Below are 13,390 nucleotides of genomic sequence, written 5' to 3'. Positions count from 1 at the left end.
AATATAAGTTCATTATTAATTTAATTCACAATTAACATGAAAACAGCATTAGTTTGTGGCGCCGGTGGTTTCATCGGTAGCCATATGGTTAAACGCCTCAAAAATGAGGGGTATTGGGTAAAAGGTGTCGATTTGAAGTATCCGGAATTTTCACCGACGGAAGCCGATGATTTTATGATCGGTGACTTGCGCGACATGGATGTATGTAACCGTGCCGTCGATCGTAAGTTTGACGAAATCTATCAGTTTGCTGCCGATATGGGGGGTGCCGGTTTTGTTTTTACCGGTGAGAATGATGCCGATATTATGCATAATTCGGTAATGTGTAACATCAATATGATGGATGTGGCTTATAAACGGAATGCGGGGAGAATTTTCTATTCGTCTTCTGCCTGTATCTATCCAGAACGTAACCAGATGGATGCTTTGCATCCGACTACTTCGGAGGATTCGGCCTATCCGGCAGGACCGGACAGTGACTACGGTTGGGAGAAACTGTTCAGTGAACGTATGTATATGGCTTACCATCGTAATAAGGGGCTGGATGTGCGTATTGCCCGTTTCCATAATATTTTCGGTCCGGAAGGAACCTGGGAGGGCGGACGTGAGAAGTCGCCGGCTGCTTTTTGTCGTAAGGTGGCTGAAACGCCCGATGGCGGAACGATCGAGATGTGGGGGGACGGAAACCAGACCCGTTCGTTTCTTTATATCGATGAATGCCTGGAAGGTGTGCGCCGCCTGATGAGTCAGGATGCGTTTATGGGACCGGTAAATATCGGATCGGACGAGATGATCAGTATCAACGGCCTGGCCGGAATGGTGATGGAGATTGCGGGCAAGAATTTGGATATAAAACATATTCCCGGTCCGCTGGGTGTTGTCGGCCGTAATTCCGATAACCGTCTGATTAAGGAGAAACTGGGATGGGCGCCTAACTGGCCGTTGTCTAAAGGGATGGCATTGACCTACCGATGGATAAATGAACAAGTACAGGAAAAGAATAAATGAAAATAGTCTGTATCTCACAGGTCTACTGGCCGGACACTGCTTCCGTGGCACAACATTTGGTTGATTTGTTGCAAGCTCTGTCCGACCACGGACATGATGTTACTGTCATTACCAGCCGTCATAATTATGAGCATCCGGAAATAATCTATCCGGCTGTGGAGTACTGTAACGGGGTCCGTATCTGCCGTATTTTTAATACCGGATTTGGCAAAAGGACGAAACTGGGACGCCTGGCGGATTTTCTGAGTTTCAATGTATTGATAATGTGCCGGCTGCTGGCGTTGAGACGGTCTGCATGCGATGTGATGCTCGGTTTGACCAGTCCGCCTTTGTTGTCGTATATCGGAATAAAGATAGCCCGGATGAAGAAAATACGTTTTGTATACTGGACGATGGATTTGCAGCCTGAACTTTCAATGGTTGCCGGTTATATTAAAACTGATGCGACTCCGGCGAAGGTTATGCAGAAGTGCGGAGATTATATATTCAGTCATTCCGATAAGATTATTGTCCTGGATGATTATATGAAACGGCATATTTCCGAACGTTTGCATACTGACGAGATGGGTATCGATGTGATTCCGGTATGGCCGGTGATGACTGCCGTTTATGAAGGCGGGCGGATGGAGAATCCGTTCCGGAGAGAAAACGGTTTTGGGGACAGGATCGTGATTATGTATTCCGGTAATCATTCTGTCATGCATCCGTTGACTACGTTGTTGGAGGCTGCGGTCAGGCTGAAAGAGGACAAGCGTTTTTTATTTGTCCATATCGGAGGCGGAGTCCGTCTGCAAGAAGTATGTGAATACAAAGAAAAATATCGGTTGGATAACATCCTGATTTTGCCTTATCAACCGCGTGAAAAGATTCATTTGTCATTGGGATCGGCAGATATCCAGGTTGTTTCTTTAGGGGAGGGTTGTGTAGGTTTTACGCATCCGAATAAGATATACGGAGCGATGTTCATTGGTAAGCCTGTATTGTATATCGGTCCTGACCGATCCCATATAACGGATATCCTGTGTCATTGTCTCGGAAATATATCCGTCTCCCACGGCGATTCGGATTTGTTGGTGCGGAAAATAGTGGCTTTTGTCGAAATGGATGAATCCGAGCGCAGCCGGGTTGGAATACGGAACCGGAGATATGCGGAAACTTATCTGCGTCCGGATATTCTATTGGAGAAAATGATAGGCTCGATAGAGTCTGAGCCATTATAAGTTAATGGAAAGAGTTACTACAGGCTCCATAAACTAGTATAACCTTGGATTTAGTGCAAAAATACCTCATTATTGCCTTGGATTTAGTGCATTTGTGCTTTTATCATCTCTGAACATTTTCCATAAAAGAAACGCAGGTTGTGCAACTAGGATATCCAATTTGTTTATTCTATCTTTGTACAACCTGTTTTATTTATAAACGGGTTGTGTCTTATTGTTGAATTAAAATTTAATAGATAATTATGGATACCCCGAGATACAAAACGATTATCAGTGTATTGAACTCTTCTAATGAAGGTTTCGACGAGTATATAGAAATGAGTAAAAGAATCAGTCTGTTTGTGGAGACAGACGGGGCGAGTGAGGCTAATGGCATGATGGAAGAAAGCTATGTTGCCCAGTATACCGTACTTCAGGACATACTTTATAAACAGGCGCTGGAAAAGAAAAAGAACGAATCGTGTTGATGCGGTTTGTCATGATATAAATATTTAGTTGTGTTATTATGAAAAACAAATGGTTGTGTCTCTTTTTTAGTTTAGGTCTTGTCGTGCAGGGGGGGTTTGCCCAGGAAAACCCGGTGAAGATGTGGTATGACGAGCCTTCGGACGATTGGATGAAATCGTTGCCGATAGGGAACGGACGGCTGAGCGGTATGGTGTTCGGTGGCGTTGAGAAAGAAAAGGTAGCCTTTAATGAGATTACGCTTTGGTCCGGACAACAGGATGCGGGGCAGGAGAAGCCTTTTGGAAAAGAGGCTTTGAGAAATATACAGCAACTGTTCCTGGACGGTAAACTGGAGGAAGGGAATGCACAGGCTTCGGAGCAGTTGGTCGGTGTTCCTAATTCTTTTGGAACTCATGTGCCGTTCGGTGATATAGAGCTGGCTTTCGCACAAGGAAACAGAACTGTCGAAAATTATATACGTACGCTTAACCTGGCCAAAGGTATTGCATCGGTCTCTTATCGGCAGGATGGTGTGACTTATAACCGTGAGTATTTCTGTTCCAATCCGGCTAATGTCCTGGTGATACGGTTGAGTGCTTCGGAGAAGGGAAAACAGAACTTCGAGGTTGGTTTGAATGTATTGAGAAAGTCTGCCGTTACGACGGATAAGAATACCATCAGTTTTTCGGGACAGGTCGATTTTCCTACATTCGGTCCCGGAGGTGTTCACTTTTACGGTGGGATAAAGGTTCTGGCGGAAGGTGGAAGCATCAGGCAGAACAAAGAAAGTTTGTCGGTGGAGAATGCGGATGAAGTAGTGCTCATTGCTGACCTTCGCACCGATTTCGTTCCGGGGGATATGGAAGAAATGACTTCGTCTGCCTTGAACGGTGCTGAAAAGAAAGGATTTGACACGTTGAAACAAGAGCATGAAACAGATTTCGGCCGGTTATTCAACCGCGTTGCTCTTTCGTTGGGAGAAGGAAAGAATGAGATGGCTACCGATGAACGCCTGAAGTTGTTGAAGGAAGGAAATGAAGACCCGGACCTGATTGCTTTATTTTTCCAGTATGGGCGTTATCTATTGATTTCCGCATCACGAGAAAATTCTCCGCTGCCGGCTAATCTTCAGGGGATATGGAATGATAATCTGGCGTGCAATATGCAGTGGAGTTGCGATTATCATCTGGATATCAATACGCAGCAGAATTACTGGGCGGCCAATGTCTGTAACCTCAGTGAATGCAATGTCCCTTTGTTCGATTATATAGGAGCGTTGGCCGAAGCCGGAACAAAGACTGCTAAGACTGTGTATGGTTGCGAAGGCTGGGTGGCTCATACCATGGCGAATGTCTGGGGATTTACTGCTCCGGGTTGGGGGACAGGCTGGGGACTTCATCCGACGGGAGGGGCATGGCTGGCTTCCCATTTATGGGATTATTACCGTTTTACCAACGATGAGGTCTTCTTATTGAGAGCTTATCCTGTATTGAAACAATCGGCTTTGTTTTTCCTCGATTATATGATAGAAGATCCGAATAGCGGTTACCTGATGACCGGTCCGTCTACCTCTCCGGAGAATGCTTTCCTTTTGGACGGGAAGCAGTTGTCGCTTTCTATGATGCCGACATGCGACAGGGTGATTGTTTATGAGATACTGAATGCTTGCCAGAATGCTTCGGAGTTGTTGCAGGTGGATGAAGAGTTCAGAGGACGTGTGATAGATGCTATCGACAGGTTGCCTCCTTTCAAAATAGGAAAATATGGACAGGTTCAGGAGTGGCAGGAGGATTATGAGGAGGCGGTTCCGAATCACCGTCATACCAGCCATCTGCTGGCGTTGTATCCTTATTCGCAAATCAGTTTGGACGATACGCCGGAGTTGGCGAAGGCGGCCGCTGTTTCTATCGACCGGCGCCTGAATGCCGCTGATTGGGAAGATGTGGAGTGGAGCCGGGCGAATATGATTAATTTCTTTGCCCGTTTGAAGGACAGTAAAAAGGCTTATGGAAGTGTGCTGGGGCTTATCAATGAGTTGAGCCGCGAAAACATGCTGACTATCTCCCCGAAAGGTATTGCTGGTGCGCCGACGGATATATTTGTCTTCGACGGGAATGAGGCGGGAACAGCCGGGATTGCTGAAATGTTACTTCAGAGTCATGAAGAATATGCAGAGCTTTTACCTTGCCTGCCCGAAGAGTGGAGTTCCGGTAGTTACAAAGGATTATGTGCCCGCGGAGGTTTTCAAATCGACCTTTCCTGGAATGATAAGGCTGTTAAACATGCTTTGGTTACTGCTAAGGTCAATAATACCTTAAAGCTGAAATTACCCGAACGGACCGGGCATGAAAAGTATTATAAAAATAAGAAACAAATCGACCCTATCCTTCTTCCTTACGGTATTGTCAGGATCGATTTACAAAAAGGAGATATATTTGAAGTAACTTACGATTGAGACAGCAGTCTGATGCCGGATTAATCCAGCATCAGACTCATATATGATTCCCGGTTCGGGTATCCCATAACGATCCGGGTGAGTGTCTGAATGTCCATATCCTTCAGATTCTGTTCTGTAAACGGACTGTCTTTATGGGTGGACAGCCAATGATGTATCAGGCGCTCGGTGTCGATTACGCGGGCCATTCCGACCGGACGGGTTGCCGGTACGACCGGAGGTGTTTTATAGATAGCCTTATTCACGTTGTTTTGCAAAGTGGCCTCTTGCAGTAAGAGGTTGGCTACCCGGTCATCATCATAAAAGAATTCTTTTACGTACACCTGTTTCTTGTCTTCGGAAAGTCCAGGTGTATGATCCGGCGGAAGAGTGAAGGCCATCCCTATCGGTTGGTCTTTTTCGTTTAATGCTGTCAGCATCTGTCCGCCATCCAGTTGCAAGTCGCGAAGAATGGTGACAAAGTCATCTTTAGTGTGCAGGACACAACATTGTCTTTCGCGGATTTTACGGTTGAAATAGTCGTATAGTTGATCCAGGGAAGGAACTTCCGGTGGTACAACGGTTATCTGAGGAGCGTAGACCGGTGTTTCCGGACGTATATACGTATCCTCGGAGCAGTCGAACGTTTCCGTATATCCCAGTTCCCGGTAATAATCGAATAACCAGGGATTGGCAGGAATCAGTGCCGCTACGGCAACCGAACGGTATTTCATTTCATCGAAAGCCTTTTGCATCAGTTGTTTCATCAGGCCTTTTCCCCGCATGGAAGGCAGGGTGCAAGCTCCGGAAATATAGGCTACGGATATTTCCGTACCATAATAAGTCATGGTATAAGGCAGCATCTGCAAGGCAGATACTACCTGTCCGTCCTTTTCGATGACGAGGGTATTTTCTTCTTTGTATACCCGGTCGAAATAAAGGCGTATAAACTCTTCCGTATCATTGAAGGAGAGACGCCACAGATCGATTATTTGCTGCTTGTTCATCTTGTTTATTGTTTAGCGTTTTCTTAATCGCGGCACTTTTTTCCAATAGTATGACCGGGTTATAAGAAAGTTTCGCTTGACGCAATCCCGGGATGCCGAGGTCTTCTTCGCGGTTGACGTAGACGAACTCTTCCGGCAGGCGTGAAGCGAATTCCTGATTGATAACAGTGTAAGCGCCTTCATAGTTCACATCCGCCTTTTCCACATGCACCCCGAAGGTGTCGTGATTGATCTGTGCGCCGAAGGTGAAAGCTATTACTTTACCATCCACCAGCAATGCTCCTCCGAGCAGGCCCAGTTCGTCGTAATGGTTGAGCGCGTAAGTCATCGAAATACGTTCGAAATTCAGGTCTTCCGCATCATCTTCCGTCTCATTGGCTTTATACCATTTACATTCCAGCTTCAGGCACTGTGGAATCAGTTCCGGAGTGATGGGGGCGTATTCGTATTCATATCTTTTCTTGAAATTATTGATATGGTTACGCTTGGATTGGAACTTCTTGCCTTTCAACAATGCCAGGTCTTCACGCAGATAGATATAATCGAAATAGTCACGTTCGGGGATATAGAAAAATCCGCCAGGCAGCGCTTCCTCCAGGATGTCTTTGGCATCCGGTGTGACGCCTAGCATACAGAGCGGGTGTCCGTGTTCCAGCGAATCAGCTTCGAGTAACTCCAACGCATGTTTCAGGTCTCCTTTTCCGGCAGGTGTCATATAGACCAACCGGCTTTTGTCTTCTATCCAGAAACGGATCAGCAGGAAACCGTCGACAACGGCAAACTCCGTGTCGTACAGGAAACGCCAGCTACAGATATTGGCAAACGAGTAATCGCAATTGCGATAATTGTGAGGATAGATAAATGACGTAATAAGTTCTTTATCCTCTATTGTAATTGGTTTAAAAGGAATCTTCATACTTTTCTTTTTGTCGTACAAATATAAAACTAATAAATGTCCGTTAATGTTTAAAACGGAAATAATAAAGGCAGCACAAATATCATAATAATTCCCATAATAATTTGTAACGGGAGCCCGACTTTTACGTAATCCATGAAAGTATATTTACCGGCCGACATCACAAGCGCATTGGGCGGTGTGGAGAACGGCGAGGCAAAACACATGCTGGCACCTACTGTAACGGCAAGCAGGAACGGGTAGGGGCTTACACCGATGGATATGGCAGACTGTAATGCGATGGGGGCTACGAGCACGGCTGTTGCCGTATTACTGATAAACATTGTCAGCAACGAAGTTGTGAAATAGATTCCTGCCATCAGGACCAACGGACCGTAATTGCCCAGTCCTCCGACAAGTCTTTCGGAAATAAGCGACGATGCTCCTGTTTTCTCCAGTGCCAGCGACATCGGCAGCATGGCGGCTATCAGAACGATACTTTCCCAGTTGATTGTCTTGTAGGCATCTTCCACATTCCGGAAGCATCCGGTAAGTACCATCAGTATGGCAGCTATCAATACGGCTGCGACAGGAGGGATAGGGATAAAGTCGAACACCATGGCGGCGATCATCAGGACCATGATACCGGCTGCAACGGGGGCTTTATAATCGAGTGTCACTTTGGAGGCCTCTTCGACGGGCTGGCCGAGTACTACCCATTGCGACTGCTTCTTGCTCATACGGGCAATATCGTCCCAGGTTCCTTGTATCAGCAGGATATCGCCGGCATGCATCTTTATATCTTTCACATCGGAAAGGATATATTCGTTTCCGCGTTCTATTCCCAGAATGTTTACGGAGTATTTATCACGGAAGCCGGAGTCTTTAACGGCTCTGTTGATCAGTTTGGAGTCGGGCATCAAGAGGACTTCGGCAATACCGATTTCACGAACGCTCAGTTTCTCGTTATCTCCGGTAAATTCCGAAACTTTCGATTCCGTCAGGTCCAGCCGGTTTTCTTTTACGAATTTGTCTATATTATGGTAGTCTCCGAATACATATAATATATCTTCTTCCTGAATTTCCGTTTCGGGACCTGCCAGTTTCTGGTCGACTGTCTTCATGAAGCGGCTTTGTGAGGAAGACTTGCGCCGTATTTCCAGAATGGTGAGGTTGTACAGGCTGGTGATATTTAATTCATGCAGTTTCTTATTCTTTACCAATGAGTCTTTGTGAACACGTACACGGTACAGGTTATCGGAAAGGCTGTATTTTTTTGACAGTTCCTGTGGTGAACGTCCGGTAGATGTATCCTTTTGGGTATCTTCTTTCTTTGACAGAAACCATTTGCTGAGTGGGATCAGAACAATGAGTCCTACCGTTATACAGACTATTCCGATCGGGGTGAACGAGAAAAAAGAGAGATCATTGTATCCGGCATTGGAAAGAGCTTCCTGCACCACAAGGTTAGGAGGCGTACCGATCAGGGTGGCCATACCTCCCATACTACTTGCAAATGCAAGCGGCATAAGGAAACGGCTCGGACTGATATTAGCATTGACCGCCATGCTGACAACAATAGGGAGCATCAGCGCGACTGTCCCGGTGTTGCTGACGAATGCACCGATAAAAGCTGTTACCAGCATGATTAATATGAATAGCTTGATTTCGCTCGTACCTGCCAGATGAAGTATTTTACTGCCGATCATTTTTGCCAGTCCGGTTTTGAAGATAGCTCCGCCTACGACAAACAAACCGACCATCATGATGACAACGGAATTGGAGAAACCGGAAAGCGCTTCCTCCGGTGTGAGGATATTAAACACCATTAACAAGACCAGTGCACAAAGTGCAACAAGGTCTGAACGTATTTTTCCATTGACAAAAAAGACTGCCGACAGGGCCAGAATAATAAGAGTTGTTATCATAAAATGTACTTAAAATGGTTTTTACTAAAAACGAATCCCTCCAGTATAGTTAACTGAAAAAGACACCCATATGTTTACCCGATACTTCAATTTTTATGCAAAAATAGTAGAAAACAGGATACAACCTACATAAATAATTGCATGGCAGTAATGAATATACTATCTTCGCGAAATTGTTAACAACGACTGATGTAAAGAAATGAAGAAGTGTTTTTGTCTCATTGTGGCCTTATTGTGTTTTAGTCTGTCTGTAACTGCCGCTCCGTTAACCCGTATCAAAGGGAAAATTGTGGATGCCGGAACAAATAAGCCTTTGGATTTTGCAGACGTTCTCCTTTTTAAAAAGGGAGATGATAATCCTGTGTTTCATGCTTTGCCCGATATGGACGGAAGTTTTGGAATTGCAGATGTGAAGAACGGGGAATACAGCCTGATGATCCGCTTGGTAGGCTATGATTTGTTTACCCGGCAGAATATTGTGCTCGCATCATCGTCGGCAGTAGTCGACTTGGGGACGATTCCTATGAAACCGCTAGAGGTCGGGCTTGCCGAGGTGGAAGTCGTGGCGCAAAAGAAACAGGTCATCTATAAACTGGACAAGAAGGTGATCGAGGCCTCTTCGAATATGCTGGCAAGCGGAGGAACGGCTGTCGATATTCTGGAGAATACGCCGTCTATCCGCGTGGATGCCGAGGGCGAAGTATCTTTCCGTGGAAGTACGGGGTTTATGGTGTATGTAGACGGTAAGCCGAGCGTGTTCAGTGGGACACAGGCTCTGGAACAGATCCCATCCGGCCATATTGAAAATATCGAGATCATAACGACTCCTTCCGCCCGCCATGATACAGGGGGCGATGTCGGAATCATCAATATCATTACAAAGAAGCATGCACAGCATGGATTCAGCGGAATGGTCAACCTGACTGGTAGCACATTTTTGTCGAGAGGGGTGGATTTCCTGCTGACGCAACAGAACAAATCATCCCGCTGGTATTTTGGCGGAGGCTGGACTGACCGTTTGCGGAAAAGTGATTTTGATCAGGAAAAGACTACGATCGTTGCCGATACCGCAACGACATCCCATTCGAACGGTCCTCGTGAAAGTAATAATTTCAACTATTCCCTGAAAACTGGGTGGATGTATACATTACCCCATACGACGTTCAATGCCGATCTGGAAGGCGGTTATGGCGGTCGTACCCGTACCGGTGACCTGGATTATACGGAGGAACGGGTGGTCGGCAGCCAGCCTTTTGCCAATGGCGATTATTATAGTCGCGACGATTATGACCTGCATGAAACTTATTTTCAGGGGAGTGTCGGTTTCGACCATAAGTTTAATGATAAGGGACATCAGCTGACCGGTAGTTTTTATCTGAAATACGGAGGGGATGCCATGGAGTATTTCCAGAGCGACTTGTTTAATAAAAAGAATGAGCGCGAACAGGGGCACCGTGCCTGGGAGGACGAACATCGCTGGACGGTTCGCGGTAATATGGATTATATCTATCCGTACAGCAAGACCGGCCATATTGAAGCGGGTTACCAGTATTTCTCTTACCTGGAGGACGGCGATTACAGCATGCAGTTCTGGAGTCCTGAAAAGCAGGAGTTTTATTGGCGGGACGATATCTACAATACTTTCTATTTCCAGCACGGGATCAATTCGATTTATGCGATTGTCGGTGACAGCTATAAATCGTTCGATTTCCAGGCAGGTGTAAGAGGAGAGCATACGCATCGTGTGCTTCGCAGTTCCATTCCCGGCAAAGACCGTGAATATAATAAGTTTGAGTTTTTCCCTTCGATACATCTGGGATATACGTTCCCGAAAGATCATAAGCTGATGGCTTCCTATTCACGGCGTATCACACGGCCGGAACTTTTCTTTATGGAACCTTATATTACCTATCGCGATTATTATTCGGCAGAAATCGGTAACCCGGATATCCGTTCGGAATATATCAACTCTTTCGAACTTAATTATAAGAAGAATATCGGTGAGCATACGGTTTCCGCTACGGTTTTCCATCGTAGCCGGAAAGATAAGATCGAGCGTTTGCGTGTCCCTTATGAAGCGGGTGTGACGTTGGATTCGATGGCGAATGTCGGTCATGATTATTCGACCGGACTGGAGTTGAGCGGCCAGGTTCAGCTTACCCGTTGGTGGAATGTGAACCTGAATGGCAGCCTGTATCATTACAAAGTAAAGAACCAGTACAAACTGAACGGAACGAACGAGAAGAGCACGAATTACGATATTATCTGGAATAATGCCTTCGACCTGGGCAAATCGACCCGTATCCAGTTGGACGGTAATTTTGTCGGCCCTTCCGTGACTACGCAGGGACGGACCGATGCATTCTGGTATGTGAATCTGGCTCTCCGGCAGCAGTTGATGAACCGCAAATTGTCTGCTACGCTGGCTTTCCGCGATGTCTTCAATTCGGCCCGTTATGTCAGCAAGATCACCACGTCCGACCTGCAATCCATTACCCGGATCCGTCCGAACTATCCGCTTATCACGTTGACGTTAAGTTATACCTTTAATAATTTCAAAGCGAAGAGTTCACAGAAACGGGAAGATCATGATTTGTTTGAAGGAACAAATCATTAGCACCATAGGTACACAGCTTAAAATATATTGACTATATTTGCTTCAACAATAAAAAGACAGGATTATGGCAGCGAAAAATATACCTTATGGAGTTACCGATTTTAGGTTGATTAGAGCGAATAATTATTACTATGTGGATAAGACGAGCTATATAGCTTTAGTGGAGAATGCGGCAAGATTCTTTTTTCTTATACGGCCCCGTCGTTTCGGAAAATCTTTATTTGTAAATATGCTTTCCTGGTATTATGATATAAACCGGAAAGATTCATTTGAAGAACTTTTCGGAGATTTATATATAGGTAAGCATCCAACAGAAGAACAAGGTAAATATCTGATTCTTTCATTTAACTTCTCAGCTGTTAATCCTGATCCTGACAAATTGATGGAATCGTTTGAATGGCATTGCCATTTACGTTTTATGGAATTTGCCAATGCTTATGCTTCCTGTTTTGAATCAGGTTTTGCAGAAGAAATAAAAAATGCTCCGTCAGCCACAGCTAAATTTTCATATATTATATCGAAAGCGAAAGAATTGGAACTACCCATTTATCTGGTGATTGATGAATATGATAATTTCAGTAATGCTATTCTTGCCAATGCCGGAACTACTCACTATAAGACATTGACTCATGGTGCAGGTTTCTTTCGTTTCTTTTTCAATTTGATAAAAGAGGGGGCGACAGGAGATGGACCGATCAAGCGGATGTTCATTACAGGAGTTTCGCCGGTTACGATGGATGATGTGACGAGTGGGTTTAATATTGGAACCAATATGAGTTGTGATGCTCGTTTCAATAATATTATCGGTTTTAGTGAGTGTGAATTAAGGCAGATGCTCACTTATTATAAAGAAACAGGAGATATATCTGAGGATATTGACCATTTAATTGAAACGATGGCCCCTTGGTATAATAATTATTGTTTTTCTATGGATTCATTGGGTGAACGGATTTTTAATTCGGATATGATTTTATATTTTTTGAATTATTATTTGCCTTTAAAGGAAGCACCATCCAACATGATAGATAATAATATCCGTACAGATTATAATAAATTACGTCATTTAATTCGTTTGGATAAGTCTTTTGGATTAAATGCTTCAATTATCCATGATATTGTAGCTAATGGAAATATTGTCGCTGAAATCAAAACTGCATTTCCTGCAGAAGATTTAGCTAAGCCGGACAATTTTAAAAGTTTACTTTATTATTATGGTTTACTTTCTATTTGTGGGATAGATCGTGGTGATACGATTTTAGGTATTCCTAATTTGACAGTACGTGAGCAATTATATGGTTATTTAGTTGAAGCATATCGTGAAGCAGAAATGTTTGTTTTAGAGCTGGATTATTTAAATAATTTAGTAAAGGATATGGCTTATGATGGCATTTGGGAGCCTGCATTTCGATATTTTGCTTCAGAATTAAAACGGCAGAGTTCTATCCGTGAGTTTATTGAAGGAGAAGCTCATATTAGAGGCTTTTTGTTAGCTTATTTAGGTCTTAATCGTACATATATTATTCATCCAGAACATGAACCCTATAAAAAATATGCAGACTTTTATATGATGCCTGACCTGCTTCACCAGCCGGAAATAGCATTCAGTTATATTGTTGAAGTAAAGTATGCCCGCCGGGATGCTTCCAATGCGGAAATAGCTACTTTAAAAATGGAAGCATCCGAACAACTTCGTCGTTATGCTGGCGATCCTAAAGTGCAGCAAACGAAAGGAGATACTCAACTTCGTTTGATTACCCTTGTTTTTAAAGGTTGGGAATTGGATGTGTGTGAACTGACTGAGTAAACTACAGATACAAACTTGTTCTCATTTTGT

Annotated in this window: 9 protein-coding genes; 6 read left to right on the top strand and 3 right to left on the bottom strand. The window is 44.5% G+C overall.

Annotated features, from left to right (window positions below):
* Window positions 1–36 precede the first annotated feature (36 nt).
* The 4 genes from NBH14_RS08655 (at window position 37) to NBH14_RS08640 (ending at window position 5,130) form a co-directional block, all read left to right on the top strand.
* Window positions 37–1,008 (top strand): NAD-dependent epimerase/dehydratase family protein, encoded by a 972-nt coding sequence (locus NBH14_RS08655; protein ID WP_186960936.1) that lies wholly within the window; start codon window positions 37–39, stop codon window positions 1,006–1,008.
* Window positions 1,005–2,228 (top strand): glycosyltransferase family 4 protein, encoded by a 1,224-nt coding sequence (locus NBH14_RS08650; protein WP_186960935.1) that lies wholly within the window; start codon window positions 1,005–1,007, stop codon window positions 2,226–2,228. The genes NBH14_RS08655 and NBH14_RS08650 overlap by 4 nt, the downstream gene beginning before the upstream one ends.
* Before the next feature lie 242 nt (window positions 2,229–2,470).
* On the top strand, window positions 2,471–2,695 hold the full coding sequence (locus NBH14_RS08645) for a hypothetical protein (protein ID WP_007659224.1): 225 nt from the start codon (window positions 2,471–2,473) through the stop codon (window positions 2,693–2,695).
* A 38-nt stretch (window positions 2,696–2,733) separates the two neighbouring features.
* Window positions 2,734–5,130 (top strand): glycoside hydrolase family 95 protein, encoded by a 2,397-nt coding sequence (locus NBH14_RS08640; protein ID WP_186960934.1) that lies wholly within the window; start codon window positions 2,734–2,736, stop codon window positions 5,128–5,130.
* Between the two features lie 20 nt (window positions 5,131–5,150).
* Here the strand turns inward: NBH14_RS08640 and NBH14_RS08635 are convergent, their stop codons facing one another.
* Genes NBH14_RS08635 through NBH14_RS08625 form a run of 3 tightly spaced genes read right to left on the bottom strand, consistent with a single transcriptional unit; the run spans window position 5,151 to window position 8,939 of the window.
* Window positions 5,151–6,116, bottom strand: coding sequence for a GNAT family N-acetyltransferase (locus tag NBH14_RS08635; RefSeq protein ID WP_186960933.1), 966 nt, complete (start codon window positions 6,114–6,116; stop codon window positions 5,151–5,153).
* Entirely contained in the window at window positions 6,070–7,032 is a 963-nt protein-coding gene (locus NBH14_RS08630) for a DUF2156 domain-containing protein (protein WP_186960932.1), read from the bottom strand. The genes NBH14_RS08635 and NBH14_RS08630 overlap by 47 nt, the downstream gene beginning before the upstream one ends.
* A gap of 50 nt (window positions 7,033–7,082) precedes the next feature.
* A complete protein-coding gene (locus NBH14_RS08625; RefSeq protein WP_186960931.1) occupies window positions 7,083–8,939 on the bottom strand; it encodes an SLC13 family permease in 1,857 nt (618 codons plus the stop codon).
* 199 nt (window positions 8,940–9,138) lie between these two features.
* Here NBH14_RS08625 and NBH14_RS08620 point away from each other — a divergent pair, with 199 nt between their 5' ends.
* Window positions 9,139–11,556 (top strand): TonB-dependent receptor, encoded by a 2,418-nt coding sequence (locus NBH14_RS08620; RefSeq protein WP_186960930.1) that lies wholly within the window; start codon window positions 9,139–9,141, stop codon window positions 11,554–11,556.
* A 64-nt stretch (window positions 11,557–11,620) separates the two neighbouring features.
* Window positions 11,621–13,360, top strand: a complete 1,740-nt coding sequence (locus tag NBH14_RS08615; protein ID WP_186960929.1) for a PD-(D/E)XK nuclease domain-containing ATP-binding protein — start codon at window positions 11,621–11,623, stop codon at window positions 13,358–13,360.
* Window positions 13,361–13,390 lie beyond the last annotated feature (30 nt).

The sequence above is a fragment of the Parabacteroides caecihominis genome, assembly GCF_023656785.1.
Lineage (GTDB): Bacteria > Bacteroidota > Bacteroidia > Bacteroidales > Tannerellaceae > Parabacteroides > Parabacteroides segnis.
The sequence above is the reverse complement of the archived record's forward strand: the minus strand, read 5'-3'. Positions and strand labels throughout refer to the sequence as shown.

What these genes read in the sequence shown, in the direction of transcription:
- NBH14_RS08655 (WP_186960936.1), top strand. Translation starts at nt 37, where the DNA reads ATGAAAACAGCATTAGTTTGTGGCGCCGGTGGTTTCATCGGTAGCCAT.
- NBH14_RS08650 (WP_186960935.1), top strand. Translation starts at nt 1,005, where the DNA reads ATGAAAATAGTCTGTATCTCACAGGTCTACTGGCCGGACACTGCTTCC.
- NBH14_RS08645 (WP_007659224.1), top strand. Translation starts at nt 2,471, where the DNA reads ATGGATACCCCGAGATACAAAACGATTATCAGTGTATTGAACTCTTCT.
- NBH14_RS08640 (WP_186960934.1), top strand. Translation starts at nt 2,734, where the DNA reads ATGAAAAACAAATGGTTGTGTCTCTTTTTTAGTTTAGGTCTTGTCGTG.
- NBH14_RS08635 (WP_186960933.1), bottom strand. Translation starts at nt 6,116, where the DNA reads ATGAACAAGCAGCAAATAATCGATCTGTGGCGTCTCTCCTTCAATGAT.
- NBH14_RS08630 (WP_186960932.1), bottom strand. Translation starts at nt 7,032, where the DNA reads ATGAAGATTCCTTTTAAACCAATTACAATAGAGGATAAAGAACTTATT.
- NBH14_RS08625 (WP_186960931.1), bottom strand. Translation starts at nt 8,939, where the DNA reads ATGATAACAACTCTTATTATTCTGGCCCTGTCGGCAGTCTTTTTTGTC.
- NBH14_RS08620 (WP_186960930.1), top strand. Translation starts at nt 9,139, where the DNA reads ATGAAGAAGTGTTTTTGTCTCATTGTGGCCTTATTGTGTTTTAGTCTG.
- NBH14_RS08615 (WP_186960929.1), top strand. Translation starts at nt 11,621, where the DNA reads ATGGCAGCGAAAAATATACCTTATGGAGTTACCGATTTTAGGTTGATT.